Genomic DNA, 15019 nt, shown 5'->3' with positions numbered 1-15019 from the left:
CATGACCATTACCTCGAACGAACAACTCACCGTCACCCTCGGATCTTCCGGCGTGACCCCGGAAGACGTCGTCGCCGTCGCCCGCCATGACGCTAAGGTGACCATTTCCCAGGATGCCCTGGACACGGTTGCGAAGGTCCGTGCCCACATCGACAGCCTCGCCACCAGCGACGTTCCCGCGTACGGCATCTCCACGGGCTTCGGCGCGTTGGCCAACCGACACATCCCCAATGACCTCCGCACGCAGCTGCAGAAGTCGCTGATCCGCAGCCACGCTGCGGGCATGGGGCCGGCCGTGGAACGGGAAGTGGTGCGCGGCATCATGTTCCTCCGTGCCAAGACCCTGGCATCGGGCCGCACAGGAGTCCGTCCTGTGGTCTTGCAGACCATGGTGGACGTCCTCAACGCCGGCATCACGCCGCTGGTCCGCGAGTTCGGTTCGCTGGGCTGCTCCGGCGACCTCGCTCCGCTCTCGCACTGTGCTTTGGTGCTCATGGGCGAAGGCGAGGCAATGGGTCCCGACGGCGAAGTGTACGGAACGCCCGGAAACAAGAGCGTCGCTGAGCTGCTCGCGCAGCACGGCATCGAGCCGGTAACCCTGGCCGAAAAGGAGGGCCTGGCACTAGTCAACGGCACCGAGGGCATGCTTGGCATGTTGCTGATGGCCATCGCCGACATCCGCATGTTGCTCGCGACGGCGGACGTCACCGCGGCGCTCAGCGTCGAGGCCCTGCTGGGCACGGACCAGGTGTTCCTCCCTGAGCTGCACGCAGCCCTGCGTCCCCACCCGGGCCAGGCTGCCAGCGCGGACAACATGCTCCGTGTCCTGTCCAACTCTGCGATCGTTGCATCCCACCGAATCAACGACACCAAAGTCCAGGATGCCTACTCGCTGCGTTGCGCGCCGCAGGTTGCCGGTGCTGTCCGTGACACCGTGGACCACGCCGCGCTGGTCGCATCCCGCGAACTGGCCGCAGCCATCGACAACCCGGTGGTCCTTCCCGACGGCCGCGTTTCGTCTAACGGCAACTTCCACGGCGCACCTGTGGCGTACGTCCTGGACTTCCTGGCCATCGCCGTCGCTGACCTCAGCTCCATCGCTGAACGACGCACTGACCGCATGCTGGATCCGGCTCGCTCCCATGGCCTTCCGGCATTCCTGGCTGCCGATCCCGGCGTCGACTCCGGCCTGATGATCGCCCAGTACACCCAGGCCGGCCTCGTCTCGGACAACAAGCGATTGGCCGTTCCGGCCTCGGTGGACTCCATTCCGAGCTCCGCGATGCAGGAAGACCATGTGTCCATGGGCTGGCACGCCGCCCGGAAGCTGCGCAAGGCTGTGGAAAACCTCCGCCGGGTGCTCGCCGTCGAGCTCGTCACCAGCGCCCGCGCCATCGACATGCGCACGCAAATGTCCGACGGCGAACTCACCCCGGGACCCGCTGGTGCGGCCGTGCTTGAGGTGCTTCGTGAAGTGGTCCAGGGACCGGGAACCGACCGGTTCCTGTCGCCCGAACTCGAAGCGGCTGACCGCTTGGTAGGCTCCGGCGCGGTCCGCGCGGCCGCCGAATCCGCCGTCGGGATTCTGGCCTAGCGCCGAATAAAGCGCTCATTCGATGGGCAAAACCGCCACGCCCCGGAAATTGTTCGCAACGCAATCTCCGGGGCGCGGTGCGTGTAGTAAAACTAGTGTCATAACTCACATTCAAGCGAACATCCACAAAGGGGTAGAAGTTCAATGAAGGCACGCGGAGCAGTCCTGTCCAAGCGAAGCGCTCACTCAGCCATGGTTTCCGATTGGAAGACGCTGAAAGTGGGCGAACGCGTGGAAGTGCTCAAGCACGCCCACGTGATCGCCACCGGGCAGGTCGAGGAGATCTCCACTAGTGGAAACGTGGTGTGGCTGGAGCGCCTCGGGCAGGGCGTTACCGAAGAGGGCAAGGAACTGTTCATGAAGTCCGACGGCGTTTCGCTTCGCCGGGCATAAATACAGTACGTGGAGGTGCCTGTTTAACAGCAGGTGTCTGCTTAAAAAGAAGCCGGGGCTCATGTGAGCCCCGGCTTCTTTTTTGCTGCTAGGCAGCGAGTGCTTCGTGGATCTGGCCGAAGGGAACGGATTCGTCCAGGGCCACGGTGTAGGTGCCGGGCTCGTGCCGGGTCACCATAATTCCGCAGTCGGCGTCAACCGCTGCGTTGTTGATCAAAGCTTCCACGGCGCGTTCTAGTCCGTCGTGGATTTCATCTGCCTTGGAAAAGGACAGTCGTATTTCGCGTTCTGCAATGATTGCAGGGGTCATTGGGGGGCCTCCTCTTGGATGTCGCATGCGAGGGCGACCCATCAATTATAGGGGGCGGAGCTGGTATTACCGTCCGGGAATGGTCACCGCGCCGGAGTGTGACCGCGATTTTGACCGCACCAGCTTGGCCACTCCCGCGCCGATCAGGAGCGTGAGGATGGCGGCCGCGGCGTGCGTATACAGCATCAAGTCACCAGCGTGGGCCGCCGGATGCGAATTCGCGCCGGAGGTCACGTCCGTGGGGATCTGCTGTGGGCCGTGTGAGTGAGTGAGGAGTCCACCGCCTGGAAAGGATCCTCCCAAGGTGTCGAAGCCAAAGAACAGCAGCTGCTGTGCAAGGCCGGAGATCAGTAGCAGCAGTATGGGTCCGTGAATCCACCGGCCAATAAGTTCTGCCGCCAATGCGCACAGTGCCGTCAATGCAAGCAGCACGGGCACGGAGGGGGCGCTTCCACCTGAGAGGAGGTGGGCTACCAAGCCCAAAGCGACCGCTACCGGTCCCGCTACCCAGCTCCACTTCTCCTGCACAGCACTCGGACCCATCGCCATCCTCTCCTCCACACAGGCTATGCGGAAGAGGGAGGAGATGAACAGGGTCGTGCGCCGCCGCTAGGCGAGGAGGCTGTTTACCAGCCGTGCGGCGACCTTCGCGGTCCGGGAGTCAATGTCGAACTCCGGGTTCAACTCGGCAACGTCCACATGGAGCAGCTTCCCGCTCGCGGCAACTTGGCGGCACACGGAACTGATCACCGGCAGGGGCACTCCGTACGCAGCAGGGGCGCTAACGCCGGGCGCCACCGAGGCAGGCAAGACGTCGAGGTCGATCGTCAAGTAAAGAACGTCGATGCCGGCCAAAAAGTCCGCGACGAATACTTCCACCGCTTCGCGCGAGCATTGTTCGTCGAGGATGTATTTCACGTCCAACCGGTCTGCGGTGTCGAAAAGCGTCCGGGTGTTGTTGGGTTCGGAAATTCCGACGACGGCGTAGTTCAGTTTTCGTCCGGCCTCGGCCTCCGCCGTGGCCATCTGCAGGAACGGCGTACCCGAGCTTGGAGTTGCCTCATCCCGCAGGTCAAAGTGGGCATCCAGGTTCAGCACACCCAGTCGCTTCCCTTGAACGGATTCGGATCCGGCCACACCAAGGTAGCTGGCGAACGCTGTTTCATGCCCGCCGCCCAAAACCACGGTGAGGTTTCCGGCGTCGAGCAGCTTCGAAATAGCCTGCCCGGCACGTTCTTGGCCCACTTCGAGCGCATCGCCCTCAACCAGCACATCGCCGGCGTCGAACACGTCACGGTCCAGGTGATAGGCCAACGGGCCCAGCGCCGAGCGGATAGCTGCAGGCGCCGCAGCGGCGCCCACGCGGCCCTTGTTCCGAAGGACCCCGGCATCACTGCAAAAACCCAGCACGACGGCGGGCCGGGCAGCTGCCTCGGCCGCTGCCTGCGTGTGGGGCACCACGGCTTGCCACCAGCGGCGGTGCTCGGCGCCGTCGCCGTCGAAACGGCCGGTCCAAGGGTTGGCGCTGATGTCTACAGTGAGGCTCTGGCTGCTTGTTGGTCCCATGCTTCAAGCACACCCGAAGGAGTGGATGAAAACCAGCACTTCGGCGTCGGGAGTGTCTGGGTCTCCGGACTCGGGCCTTGCCCTTACTTGACCCCGAACATCTCCTCGATGGTGCCGATGCCAAAGAACAACACGAACGCCGCTGCCACAACCCACATGAGTGGGTGCACCTCACGCGCGCGGCCCTGGAATGCGCGGATCAGCACGTAGGAGATAAAGCCGGCCCCCAAGCCGTTCGCGATCGAGTACGTGAACGGCATAAGGGCGATGGTCAGGAAGGCGGGGATGCCGAGGCCCCAGTCCTGCCAGTCGATCTTGCCCACTTGCGAAACCATCATGAAGCCCACCACTACTAGTGCCGGCGCTACGGCTTCGAACGGAACCAGGTTGATCAGTGGGGTGAAGAACATGGCCACCAGGAACAGGAGGCCTGTGACGATCGAGGCGAGGCCGGTTCGGGCGCCTTCCCCGATGCCGGCGCCGGATTCAACGAAGATCTGGTTCGAGGAGACGGAGGAGCCACCGCCGATGATGGCACCGAGGGCGTCCACCTGAAGGACACGGTCAACGTTGGGGATGTTGCCGTGTTCATCCACGGTGCCTGCCTCGTTGGCCAAGCCCACCATGGTGCCCATGGCGTCGAAGAAGATGCTGAGCAGGATCACGAAAGCCAGCAGGGCGGCGGCGATGAAGCCGAGGTGTTGGAAGGCACCTACAGGGTTGGCTTTGCCGATCAGGGACAGATCGGGGGCACCCCATTGCGAGATGGTGGGTGCTACCAGCGACCAGCCGCGGGGGTTGACGTTTTTCCCATCAAAGCTGGGGCCGATGTGAAGCGTGAATTCGAGGATGGCCGCAAGCACGGTGGACACCACGATGCCGATCAGGATCGCACCGCGGACCTTGCGGACAACCAGGGCGATGGTCAGGATCAGCCCGACGACGAACACCAGTGTGGGCCAGCCGAGCAACTTGTCATCAACGCCCAGCCCCAGGGGAACCGTGGTGTGGGCGGCGTCGGGGATCCGGCGGACAAAGCCAGCATTCACGAGCCCGATCAAGGCAATGAAGAAGCCGATGCCCACCACGATCGCGGTCTTTAGGGCATCGGGAACTGCCTTGAACACAGCCGTCCGGAAACCGGTCAGGACCAGGATCAGCATGGTCAGGCCGGAGAGGAGCACCAAACCCATCATGTCCGGCCAGGTAAGGCCCGGGTGCGTGGCAACCGTGACCGCTACAAAGGCGTTAACGCCCAAGCCGGTGGCCAAGGCAAATGGGTGTTTGGCCCAGGCGCCCATGAGGATTGTCAGGATGCCTGCAACGAAGGCAGTGGTCGCCGCAACAGCAGCCGACCCCAAGGTACCCCCGCCGGAATCGGCGCCCGAAAGGATGAGAGGGTTCAAAACCACGATGTAGCTCATGGCGAAGAACGTCGCGAACCCGCCCCGGATTTCCCGCGAGTACGTGGATCCGCGTTCGGTGATCTTGAAGTAGCGGTCAAGGGCAGAACCTTGTTTCAGCATGAAGGTCTCCGGGGTTCGGGGGGAGTGTGCTATCAAATCCTATGCCCCGCGGAGCGGGTGCCTGTGACCATTCGCCTACTCTGTAAGGAAGCCAACACTAGGAGAAACCGCCCCAAATGCGTACAACCCGCACGCTTCTGGCCGCCGTCGTCGCAGCTCTTGCCTTCGCCGGCGCTTTGCTGTTTTCAGCAGCGCCAGCGTCCGCGCACGATGTCGCTGAGTCAACGGCACCAGCGAACGGTGCCACCGTGGCAGAGGTTCCAGCGTCGGTTTCGATCACGTTCAACAACCCGCCGCTGGCCATCGGATCCGGCGTCACCGTTAGCGAGGGCGGGCAGAACTGGGCGGACGGCGCCGTCGAAATAATCGACAACCAAGCCGTGCAAAAGTTGCGTTCCGGTGCCCCGGCGGGCAAATACACGGTTGTATGGCGCGTGGTCAGCTCCGACTCGCATCCCATTGAAGGCACCTTCAGCTTCACGGCAACCACTGGAAGTACGACGTCGGCAGGCGGCGCTGCGGTGCCGTCCGCCTTGGCGGCGGTCCCGACTGCGGGCGAAGCGGCTCCCGGCAGCAGCAGTGCGCCTCGGGCGGGCGAGGGCGTGCGTGCCCAGGACTCGTCCGAGCCGTTTCCTTGGAGCATAGTGGGCCTGGCTGTGGTCGCAGTTGGCATAGTGGCGTACCTGGCAGTGACTGCGCGCCGCAAACTGGCAGTCCCGGACGAGGCAGACGGCGACGACCAGCCTGAGTAGGGAAGCCTGAGCAGGAAGCCTGTCCGTTACAGAAATGTGACTTTGCCGGAAGGATCCCGTACGGTTGTAACTGTGCCTGTTCCACGTAGCGGGCACTTCCGGACTGATTGCCTAGCTCTGCCGCAGTCCCGGAATCCGTTCGCAGACAAACCACGGCAGAGACGGGGAACCCAATTTAGGTCGCTTTCGAGCGTGCCTTGGGGTGAAGCCACGAGGCTTCCGCTGCACAGCGGGGGATCGTGGCCGGGTGACTCCCATCCGAATCCGACAGCTAACCTCGCAGGCATCGGGAGAGGCTCTTTCATGTCTTCACGCATTCTTCGCGGCCGTCGTAAGGCGGACACCGTACGTCCTAATCCTTTTATTTCCATCTCCAAGGCCGTTGCCGGCAACGCGTCCGGCGCTGGTCGCCAGGCCGCCGTGATCGCCGCGGCGTCGGGCTTGGTCTTGACCGGCACCGTAGCGGCACACGCTGCCGAGCCGCCCGTTCAGCGGGATTCCAGCCCCGCCACCGTAGCGGAACACGTCACCGGGGCGCCTAACCAGGTCGTCACCGCTGCAGCTACGGCAACCGTCAACTTCGAGCGTCCCACTGTTGCCTCCGAGGCAGCCCCGGTCGTCGAAAAGCCGGCCCCCGTCGTCGACGCTCCCGCCGCTCAGGCCCCGGTCGCCAAGAAGGCAGTCGCCGCAGCTGTTGCTCCAGCACCCGTTGCCGTCAAGGCCACTGCAGCCGCACCGGCTGCAGCGCCTGTAGCTCCTGCGGCCGCCGCGCCGGCCAGCGGTGTAAACGCCGCCATGGTCGCCTCGGCATACGCGCAGATCGGCATCATGCAGGATTGCACTGCCATGGTGGAAAGGGCCCTTGGCTCGGCTGGCATCCCTGTTGGGGACCTCGCGCCCCTGCAGTTCCTGAACTACGGCAAGGTAGTCAGCTCACCGTTGCCGGGCGACATGATCGTCCAGTCCGGTCACGTTGCCATTTACATTGGCAACGGTCAGGCCATCAGCGGTGGCATCAACGGCAACCAGACCGGCATCCACCCTGTTAGCTGGATGACCGCCGTCGGACCTGTCACGTACGTGCGCGCGGGCGCATAAGCTTCAGGCTGCAGCTTTAGGCAGCAAACCAAAGGCCGGCATGGTGGAGGACTAGCGTCTTTCGACCGTGCCGGTCTTTGGTGTTCGCAGTTGTGCGATTAAGTCTCAGGCGATGGCCATACGGGAGCCAGTGGAAAGGGATCCGCCAGGCAAAGCGACCTTTGACGAAATCGCCTGCCCCACGGCCTTGGCTTGCCGGAGCACCTCCTTGGGGCTGGGCGCAATGAGTTCACCGACGCCCACGAGGTGCATTCCCAGGGCACGCATGGCCGTGGCAAAGTTCTGGCCCAGGGCGATCCCCAGTTCGGACAGCATGCGACGCAGTTGGCTTTGTGCGCAGCGCGTCACCACTATGTGATCCGCCAACAGAATGCCGTCCGCTGTATGGACAGCCCATTGGCGCGGGGCGGCTTCCATGGGGCCTGAGAGCTCCAACGCCGCGTTGGCAGCAGCCCCCGTGAAGCTTTTGGACAGCCCGTAACCGAGTTGCGCGGATGGTTCACGCCCGAGGAAATCAAGGCGGAGTGCACGCGTGGCATTGCGCACATCTATGTGGTGGTTGGCGGCGTAGTTGCGCAAGTGCCGGAGGATCTCGTGGCGTTCTTGGATGGTTCCAGGGTCACCCGCGTCGCATCGCTGAAGCATTCCCGTGTTGACGTTCTGTCCGGAAGCGGACAAGGCGCCGAAGCCGTCTAGAACGATGGAACCGACTCCGTGGCGGCTAAGCTCACTGGCCACTGCCAAGCCGGAGAGGCCGGCTCCAATGACCACGGTGGTGGTACGTTCCATGCCGGAATCAGGCGTCAGTGACACTGCGTGGTTCCTCCTTGACATCGGTGCTGTTCGGGCTGCGCGTGGGCCCAGTCGGAAATCCCAAGCGGCCGCAGCTAATGGCCGAGGTGTGTTGTGAAACACATTCCCCGTCCATTCAGTGACTCGAACACTACCGAACTTTTTCGGCCAAGGATAGCTTTCAAGGAGGCGTTTTTCGGCGTCCTGGCGGACCGCAATAACGGGGTCCAAGAACTGAGCCCGGACCGTTACCCACATAGCCCAAAGTCGCCTTGATTAGGCCCTGTGGACCGAGAATAGTGGGCATTGGCGGAAGAGATTCCTTGAGATCTTTCGCCCCGGTTGTTGACACCAGTGCCTGCGGGAAGCCGTAGGAAGAAACCTCTGGCAGAATAGCCGGAACATCAAGCAGTAGGTGGAGAGGCGGGCCCCCATGGACCAGCACGGCAGGCACATCAATGAGCCGAATGACCGCGAGGACCAGGCAGTGGCGCCTGGTGGCATCGTGGTCGGAGTTGACGGATCCGAGCATGGAAAGTGCGCCTTGGTTTGGGCAGCGAGGGAAGCCGAACGCCGCCAGCTACCCCTGCACATCGTCACGGCATATTCGGTACCTATTTTTGCTGCGTCAGGGCTCGACGGCGGTTATGCGACCGTAGACGATTCGGTGATCCGCGAGGGCGCGGAGGCCATCATTGCCCAAGCCATGGACAAAGTCTCCAGTTATGCCATCGACGTTGACGCCTCTGTGGAAAACGGCGACGCCGCGGGCGTGCTGCTGGATCTTTCGGCGGACGCCGCACTTCTTGTTTTTGGAAGCAGGGGGCGGGGCGGTTTTGTGGGTCGGCTGCTGGGATCGGTAAGCAGCGCGCTGCCGGCCCACGCCAAGTGCCCCACCGTAACAGTTCCGTTGTACTGCGCGGACCGCCTAGGTGAAAACACCGAGGATAAACACATCAAAGCCCAGCACGCAAAGTCCGGTCCGCGGACCGTGGAGAACGTGGTGGTGGTAGGTGTTGACGGCTCGGAGCAAGCCCGGGTGGCAGTACTTGATGCGGCGGAACAAGCCATGCGGATAGGCGCCAAGCTCCGGGTTATCTGCGCTGTGCCGCAGTACAGCGGCTCACTTGCTTGGGTGCCTGCACCCATGGACCGGGACGCTTTGTTCGCGGACATCAAGGTCCAGCTTGAGGCGGGCGTGGCCTGGCTCAAGAGCCACTTCCCTGCATTGACTGTAGAAGCGGAACTCAGGGACGGTTCACCGGTGGAGGTCCTTGTCGAGGCCAGCGGCGGGGTGGAGCTTGTTGTCCTGGGTACTCGCGGACGTGGTGGGTTCGCCGGAATGCTGTTGGGCTCCACCTCGGATGGCGTCCTTCACCATGCCAAGGGGCCGGTGTTGGTTGTCCCGGACAGGGAAGACCCTCGGTTGGCTGACCGGCCCCAGTTCGGGCCGATGCTCGGGGCAGCGTAGGTCGGTCCCGGCCGGGAGTGCTGGGTCCAAGCCGGGAGTGCTAGCTCCCGGCTAAGCGTGCTGGTGTGACTCGTGCTCGGAGTGGCTGACGGGCTCCAACTGGAACGTGCAGTGCTCCGTGTCGAAATGCCGGCCCAGACAGGTCCCCAGCTGATCGAGGATGCTATCGGCCCCGCTGGCGTTAAGCACTTGGTCCTCCACCACCACGTGGGCCGAGAAGACCGGAACCCCTGAGGTGATGGTCCAAATGTGGATGTCGTGGGCCTCCACTACTCCGTCGACGGCGATGATGTGTTCCCTGATCATGTTCACATCAACTCCCTTGGGCGTTGCCTCAAGGAGCACGTCCACCACGTCTCGCAGGAGGTGCCAGGCCCGGGGGATGATCATGAGGGAAATGAGGACCGACGCAATCGGGTCTGCTGCCGTAAAGCCGGTGGTCATGATCACAACGGCAGCCACAATCACGGCAATTGAACCAAGGAGGTCGCCAACGACCTCCAGGTAGGCACCGCGGACGTTCAGGCTTTCTTTCTGCGCGCCTTGCAAAATCAGGAGTGAGCAGAGATTGGCGACGGCGCCCAGGACTGCTGCCCACAACATGACGTCGGTACGGATGTCCGGCGTCTCGCCAAAACGACGCAACGCTTCAATCATGATCACTACAGCGATGACAATGAGGATCAGTGCGTTGGCCAAGGCCGCCAGGACCTCTGCCCGTTGGTAGCCATAGGTCCGTTGATCGCTCGCTGGCCGGGTGGCAATCCACGTTGCCATCAGCGCGATGAAAACCCCTGCCGCGTCTGAGAGCATGTGGCCGGCGTCGGCCAGCAAGGCCAGCGACCCTGACACCACGGCGCCGAGCACCTGGATTCCCACCACCGCTAAGGTGATGGCCAGTACTGCGATCAGCCGTTTCCGGTGCCTACCGGTTGCTGTGAGTCCGTGGGAATGATTGTGGTCGTGCGCCATGCTTACAAGGCTAGCCCCAGCCGAGGTCATGGAGCCTGTGGTCATCAATTCCGAAGTGATGCGCAATCTCGTGCATAACGGTGACGACCACCTCGTGGATGACTTGCTCACGGCTTGTACACATGTCCAAGATGGGTTGCCGGAAAATGGTAATCCGGTCCGGCAACGAACCTGCCTCCCACCACGAATCACGCTCGGTCAGCGGGACGCCCTCATAAAGCCCAAGCAATACGGTGTCCGGATCCTCGCCTGGCTGGGGTGTGTAGACGTCCTCGATGAAAATGGCCACGTTGTCCATCGCGTTGGCGGCCTTGGGCGGAATCCGGTGCAAGGCATCAGTAACGGCCGCCTCAAAATCTTCGGCCGACATCCCGAAGGGAGCCTTCCGCAGCGGCGAGGAGGGAAAACCGCCGTCGGGAATGTTTGGAAGGCCGGGCGGGAGGTTCGCGGGCATATTACGACTGTAGCCCGTGGGCAGGGCCCTGGGCTGTGGCGTCATGGGCGATACTAAATCTAAGCCCTCGCCAACGAACAGGATCTGCATGTCTGCCTCGCCCCATCTCACGCCCGAGCCACTCGCCGTCGTCGTGGTGGGGGAGGCGCTGATCGATATCGTGAAGTCCCCTGAAGGTGACATCGAGTACCCTGGCGGTTCGCCGGCTAACGTCGCCTACGGACTGGGCCGACTGGACGTCAAAGCGGGGCTGCTGACGGCGATTGGCCGTGACGAACGGGGCGCAGCGATCGCCTCACACCTGGAGAGCGCCGGCGTCGTGCTGTTGCCAGGGTCCAAGTCTCTGGAGAAAACGGCGACGGCGACGGCCCGGATTGCTGCCGACGGTTCGGCCACATACACGTTCGACATCGACTGGGCCTTGCCGCCCGTTGCCCTGCCCTACGCTCCGCGGATCCTCCATACCGGCTCCATTGCGACGTTCCTGGAGCCCGGAGCCGGGGTTGTGCGGGGTTTGCTGGAGCAGGCGCAGGGCGGGTCGATGGTGACCTACGATCCCAACATCCGTCCCGATCTTCTGGGGAGCCATCAGGAGGCGTTGTCCCTTTTCGAGGAGATGGTGCCACTGACGGACGTCGTCAGGATGAGCGGTTCGGATGCCCGCTGGCTTTACCCGGGCAAGGATCTGGAGGATACCGCGAGGCATCTCCTGGCCCTTGGCGCCGGGCTGGCTGTCATCACGCAGGGCGCCAAGGGTTCGCTCATGGCGACCAAGCACATACAGCTCACCGTTCCGGCTGTGCCCTCCGCCGTGGCAGACACCATCGGCGCCGGTGATTCGTACACCTCCGCGCTGATCATGGGCCTGTTGTTGCGGGGTAGCGACGGGATGGCACCCACGGTCTTGGAGCGGATCGGGACCATCGCATCGATGGCATCGTCGATCACCGTGGGCAGGCCCGGCGCCAACCCGCCGACGCATCGGGAACTTCTGGCAGGAATGGCCCGCTAGGACCTGCGGCGCGTCAATCCGACGCCGATCAAGCACACTGCACCGCCAACCCAGCCCCAAATGGTTGGCACCTCTTGAAGCACCGCCCACGAGATCAAAATGGTGGTCCCCGGAACCAGGTACGTTGTGGCCGCGAGCCGCCCGGCGGAGATCAAGGAAAGTGCGTACGCCCATGTAGTGAAGGCAATGGCTGTAGGGAAGATTCCCAGGTACACGAGGCCGAGTGTGGCCGGGAGTGGGGCCGCTTGCACTTCGCTAACGAGCTGCCCGGCCCAGGGCAGGCAGCAAACGGCTCCCACCAGGATGCCGAACCAGGTCGCCTGGCCGGCGGTGAATTTCCGGAGTACAGGCTTTTGTAGGATCGCGCTCACTGAGGCGAGGACAGCGGCAAGCAAGCACAAGAGCACACCGGCGACATCCGCCGTCGAGCGTTGTCCCGAACCCAGCGCGATCATCGCGACGCCGCAGAACGCAACCCCGCTGCCAATCAGCAGCCACCGCGGAAAGCCCTCCTTGAGGAAGATGCCCGCAAGGATGGCGATGAGGATGGGGGAAACGTTGATCAGCATGGCGCTGGTGCCGGCGTCGAGCATGTGCTCCGCGGCGTTCAAGGCCACGTTGTAGCCCCCGAACCACATCACGCCGTAGGCAATGATCGGGAGCCACTCCCGGCCCCGAGGCCACACTTTGAGGGTCGGCAGCACAACAATACCAAGCGCGACGGCGGCAACCGCCAGACGTCCCAGTGACAAGGAACCGGGGGAGAAGCTCGGGCCCACGGCCCGGATTCCGACGAAAGCCGAGGCCCAGAGGAGCACGGTGATGACGACGGCGGCGATGCCACGCCTGCTGATGCCCGCTGTCCGCGCTGGGGTGGTGCGCGGCGGCAGGCCGGGATTGGGTTGGCCGGATCCGGCCGGGGTGGTGGTTGTCATAGGGATAATCTAATCGCGGTTCGGGACAGCCGCTGGCGGGTTTCGGACACCTCACGAAGTCCCGCTAAGGCGACCGCTTCACGGCACAGAGCCCCGATTTGGGAATATCGCTCTTCATGCTCTAAAGTTTTAGAGTCCAGTTCGGACGGGCAAGAACCGGGAAAGACCGCGGAAGCGGGCTTTTTCTCTGCTCATTTACGAACTGAGTTCAGGCCCCCATCGTCTAGCGGCCTAGGACACCGCCCTTTCACGGCGGCGGCACGGGTTCGAATCCCGTTGGGGGTACGCAAGGCAAGTGGTAAACCGGGTCATGAAAGTCTGGTAAGCTAGAAGCCTTGAAAAAAACGCGGTAGCGATATCGCACAGCAAGGCCCTGTAGCGCAGTTGGTTAGCGCGCCGCCCTGTCACGGCGGAGGTCGCGGGTTCAAGTCCCGTCAGGGTCGCTCTGGGATACGGAAGAAATTCCGGGTCTCAAGGTGACATGTCACCTAGGCTCTGTAGCTCAGTTGGTAGAGCGTTCGACTGAAAATCGAAAGGTCACCGGATCGACGCCGGTCGGAGCCACCACTGGGAAGCATCAGTTCATTCGAACTGGTGCTTTTCTTCTTTAACGGGCTATAGGTCGGCACCTCACCTGTTGGTTCCGGCGGTGCGAGCGAATCGCCATAGGATCTGCGTGGCAGCTTGTGCGCGGCGTATGAACCGCCGAAGGGTCAGGATGGTCCGGTCGGCCTGGGCGGTGCTACAGAGTCTCGTCGTGGCTCTATTCGCTGCCGTAAAGCCCGGGGTAGCGCTTTGGTCCTGGGAGGCGTCGACGCCCAAAGGTCATGGCTCCCGCCCTCGGCTCGTTTATGCTTCTCCAGCCCTGCCACTGCCCGGTGGCGTCTCCTGCTGATCATCGGCGCCATTGCCGGCGGCGCAGGGAGGAACCGCCTAAGAGCCATCCCGGAGCACGGCCCGGCGCCACCCACCTGCGAACGGCGCCCTATTGACGCCTGCATTTCCCTATGAAACGATGATGATCTCGTTTGATACCGGTATCAAACGTTTCATGGCTTGCTGATAACTCCGAAAGGACCATCCGTGCTTGGCTTCAAAGAAGAGCAATTCCTCACACAGGCCCGCAGTGCATTGGCGCTGCAGGGTGAGATTGAATCGGTCGTTGAGACCATCCAGCAGCGGGGCATCGAGAACCTGTTCCTGATCGGCGCCGGCGGTACATATGCCGCAATGCTGCCCTACGAGCACTTCATCCGTTCCCGCTCCACGCTGCCCGTCCGTGCCGCCATCGGCAAGGAACTCATGCTGACGAACGACCCCACCTTCGGTGCTGGCTCCGTTGCAATTTTCGCCTCAGTCTCGGGCACCACCGAGGACGTCATCGAGGCCATCGAGTTCGCGAAGGCCAAGGGTGCCTACACGGTGGGATTCACAGGCTTCGGTAACAGCCCCTTTGCCAAGGCGCTCGACGTCGCGCTCGTGACGGAACCCAAAACCTGGCCCTTCGACATCCCCATGATTCTCCTCAGCACCAAACTGCTGGCAGCGCGCGGGGAGTTCGATGGCTACGAAGATCTGGCCTCCGAACTGCAGTCGGTCCCGGAGGGCCTGATCGCCGTCGCCGGTCAGGCTGAATCGGTAGCCGAGGCTTTCGCCGAGAAGAACAGGGACGCCGACTACCACTTCCTGGTGGGTACCGGAAACCTCTGGGGCCTCACGTACCTCTACTCCATGTGCATTCTCGAAGAAATGCAGTGGCTCCGCACCACCCGTGTCCACGGTGCAGAGTTCTTCCATGGTTCCTTGGAACTCATCGAGGAAGACACCAGCCTGATGCTGCTGGTCGGCGAAGACGAGAGCCGCCCGCTCATGGAGCGAGTGGTGAAATTCGCTGAGAACTACAACAAAAACACCACCCTCCTGGACAGCAAGGACTACGAGCTCCCCGGCGTCAGCCCCCGGTTCCGCGCCTTGGTGGCCCCCCTGATTCTCGATACCGTTCTGGATCGGTTCAGCAAGCACCTCGAACGCGTGCGCAACCACTCCTTGGATCTGCGCCGTTACTACCGCGTGGTGGAGTACTGACGCATCCATCGGCCCATTCGTGGGCAGTTCACCCCGTCTGCGGGCCCGGGAAACCCCGG

The 15019-nt window shown here is 62.9% G+C and carries 15 protein-coding genes, 3 tRNA genes and 1 riboswitch; of the genes, 10 read left to right on the top strand and 8 right to left on the bottom strand.

Translation table 11 applies throughout. The features are described 5' to 3' along the window. The first annotated feature begins 1 nt into the window (after position 1). Both hutH and SB659_RS08750 read left to right on the top strand, forming a co-directional pair. Complete coding sequence (gene hutH / locus SB659_RS08755; protein ID WP_284979297.1) at positions 2-1594, top strand: histidine ammonia-lyase; 1593 nt, start codon at positions 2-4, stop codon at positions 1592-1594. A gap of 144 nt (positions 1595-1738) precedes the next feature. Further along, positions 1739-1987 (top strand): hypothetical protein, encoded by a 249-nt coding sequence (locus tag SB659_RS08750; RefSeq protein WP_284975836.1) that lies wholly within the window; start codon positions 1739-1741, stop codon positions 1985-1987. Between the two features lie 88 nt (positions 1988-2075). Here the strand turns inward: SB659_RS08750 and SB659_RS08745 are convergent, their stop codons facing one another. The 4 genes from SB659_RS08745 to SB659_RS08730 all read right to left on the bottom strand — a co-directional run bounded on the left by SB659_RS08745 (position 2076) and on the right by SB659_RS08730 (position 5389). Then, positions 2076-2297 (bottom strand): hypothetical protein, encoded by a 222-nt coding sequence (locus SB659_RS08745; protein ID WP_284979296.1) that lies wholly within the window; start codon positions 2295-2297, stop codon positions 2076-2078. Between the two features lie 66 nt (positions 2298-2363). Next, positions 2364-2840, bottom strand: a complete 477-nt coding sequence (locus tag SB659_RS08740; RefSeq protein ID WP_410550144.1) for a hypothetical protein — start codon at positions 2838-2840, stop codon at positions 2364-2366. Positions 2841-2906: 66 nt separating this feature from the next. Continuing rightward, on the bottom strand, positions 2907-3863 hold the full coding sequence (gene hutG, locus SB659_RS08735; protein WP_410550143.1) for a formimidoylglutamase: 957 nt from the start codon (positions 3861-3863) through the stop codon (positions 2907-2909). A gap of 83 nt (positions 3864-3946) precedes the next feature. Further along, positions 3947-5389: an NCS2 family permease gene (locus SB659_RS08730; RefSeq protein ID WP_284975832.1), complete on the bottom strand. Its 1443-nt coding sequence runs from the start codon at positions 5387-5389 to the stop codon at positions 3947-3949. Between the two features lie 116 nt (positions 5390-5505). Here SB659_RS08730 and SB659_RS08725 point away from each other — a divergent pair, with 116 nt between their 5' ends. Continuing rightward, positions 5506-6141: a copper resistance protein CopC gene (locus SB659_RS08725; protein ID WP_410550142.1), complete on the top strand. Its 636-nt coding sequence runs from the start codon at positions 5506-5508 to the stop codon at positions 6139-6141. Positions 6142-6257: 116 nt separating this feature from the next. Further along, positions 6258-6441: riboswitch (cyclic di-AMP (ydaO/yuaA leader) on the top strand. 3 nt (positions 6442-6444) lie between these two features. Beyond that, positions 6445-7239 (top strand): hypothetical protein, encoded by a 795-nt coding sequence (locus SB659_RS08720; protein WP_410550141.1) that lies wholly within the window; start codon positions 6445-6447, stop codon positions 7237-7239. Positions 7240-7344: 105 nt separating this feature from the next. On the opposite strand, the gene SB659_RS08715 is transcribed toward SB659_RS08720, so the two are convergent. Continuing rightward, positions 7345-8046: an FAD-binding protein gene (locus tag SB659_RS08715; RefSeq protein ID WP_410550236.1), complete on the bottom strand. Its 702-nt coding sequence runs from the start codon at positions 8044-8046 to the stop codon at positions 7345-7347. 418 nt (positions 8047-8464) lie between these two features. On the opposite strand from SB659_RS08715, the gene SB659_RS08710 reads away from it, so the two are divergent. Then, positions 8465-9502: a universal stress protein gene (locus SB659_RS08710; RefSeq protein WP_410550140.1), complete on the top strand. Its 1038-nt coding sequence runs from the start codon at positions 8465-8467 to the stop codon at positions 9500-9502. A 51-nt stretch (positions 9503-9553) separates the two neighbouring features. On the opposite strand, the gene SB659_RS08705 is transcribed toward SB659_RS08710, so the two are convergent. Further along, positions 9554-10474 (bottom strand): cation diffusion facilitator family transporter, encoded by a 921-nt coding sequence (locus tag SB659_RS08705; protein ID WP_410550139.1) that lies wholly within the window; start codon positions 10472-10474, stop codon positions 9554-9556. 10 nt (positions 10475-10484) lie between these two features. Then, positions 10485-10928, bottom strand: coding sequence for a metallopeptidase family protein (locus tag SB659_RS08700; RefSeq protein WP_284975827.1), 444 nt, complete (start codon positions 10926-10928; stop codon positions 10485-10487). An 88-nt stretch (positions 10929-11016) separates the two neighbouring features. Here SB659_RS08700 and SB659_RS08695 point away from each other — a divergent pair, with 88 nt between their 5' ends. Further along, a complete protein-coding gene (locus tag SB659_RS08695) occupies positions 11017-11940 on the top strand; it encodes a carbohydrate kinase family protein (protein WP_410550138.1) in 924 nt (307 codons plus the stop codon). On the opposite strand, the gene SB659_RS08690 is transcribed toward SB659_RS08695, so the two are convergent. Beyond that, positions 11937-12875: a DMT family transporter gene (locus SB659_RS08690; protein WP_410550137.1), complete on the bottom strand. Its 939-nt coding sequence runs from the start codon at positions 12873-12875 to the stop codon at positions 11937-11939. The genes SB659_RS08695 and SB659_RS08690 overlap by 4 nt on opposite strands. A gap of 212 nt (positions 12876-13087) precedes the next feature. On the opposite strand from SB659_RS08690, the gene SB659_RS08685 reads away from it, so the two are divergent. From SB659_RS08685 to SB659_RS08670, 4 genes are all read left to right on the top strand, one after another. Next, positions 13088-13160: transfer RNA gene (locus SB659_RS08685), tRNA-Glu, on the top strand. Positions 13161-13244: 84 nt separating this feature from the next. Beyond that, positions 13245-13318 (top strand) — tRNA-Asp (locus SB659_RS08680). Between the two features lie 48 nt (positions 13319-13366). After that, positions 13367-13442 (top strand) — tRNA-Phe (locus SB659_RS08675). A gap of 516 nt (positions 13443-13958) precedes the next feature. Beyond that, on the top strand, positions 13959-14960 hold the full coding sequence (locus SB659_RS08670) for an SIS domain-containing protein (RefSeq protein WP_410550136.1): 1002 nt from the start codon (positions 13959-13961) through the stop codon (positions 14958-14960). Positions 14961-15019: the final 59 nt, after the last annotated feature.

It is taken from the genome of Arthrobacter sp. SIMBA_036, assembly GCF_046535135.1.
Lineage (GTDB): Bacteria > Actinomycetota > Actinomycetes > Actinomycetales > Micrococcaceae > Arthrobacter.
Note: the sequence above shows the minus strand (reverse complement) of the source record. Positions and strands in the feature narration are given on the sequence as shown.

Coding starts and splice junctions, on each gene's coding strand:
- SB659_RS08745 (WP_284979296.1), bottom strand. CDS start 2,297: ATGACCCCTGCAATCATTGCAGAACGCGAAATACGACTGTCCTTTTCC.
- SB659_RS08740 (WP_410550144.1), bottom strand. CDS start 2,840: ATGGGTCCGAGTGCTGTGCAGGAGAAGTGGAGCTGGGTAGCGGGACCG.
- SB659_RS08690 (WP_410550137.1), bottom strand. CDS start 12,875: ATGACAACCACCACCCCGGCCGGATCCGGCCAACCCAATCCCGGCCTG.
- SB659_RS08710 (WP_410550140.1), top strand. CDS start 8,465: ATGGACCAGCACGGCAGGCACATCAATGAGCCGAATGACCGCGAGGAC.
- hutH (WP_284979297.1), top strand. CDS start 2: ATGACCATTACCTCGAACGAACAACTCACCGTCACCCTCGGATCTTCC.
- SB659_RS08705 (WP_410550139.1), bottom strand. CDS start 10,474: ATGGCGCACGACCACAATCATTCCCACGGACTCACAGCAACCGGTAGG.
- hutG (WP_410550143.1), bottom strand. CDS start 3,863: ATGGGACCAACAAGCAGCCAGAGCCTCACTGTAGACATCAGCGCCAAC.
- SB659_RS08695 (WP_410550138.1), top strand. CDS start 11,017: ATGTCTGCCTCGCCCCATCTCACGCCCGAGCCACTCGCCGTCGTCGTG.
- SB659_RS08750 (WP_284975836.1), top strand. CDS start 1,739: ATGAAGGCACGCGGAGCAGTCCTGTCCAAGCGAAGCGCTCACTCAGCC.
- SB659_RS08700 (WP_284975827.1), bottom strand. CDS start 10,928: ATGCCCGCGAACCTCCCGCCCGGCCTTCCAAACATTCCCGACGGCGGT.
- SB659_RS08730 (WP_284975832.1), bottom strand. CDS start 5,389: ATGCTGAAACAAGGTTCTGCCCTTGACCGCTACTTCAAGATCACCGAA.
- SB659_RS08725 (WP_410550142.1), top strand. CDS start 5,506: ATGCGTACAACCCGCACGCTTCTGGCCGCCGTCGTCGCAGCTCTTGCC.
- SB659_RS08720 (WP_410550141.1), top strand. CDS start 6,445: ATGTCTTCACGCATTCTTCGCGGCCGTCGTAAGGCGGACACCGTACGT.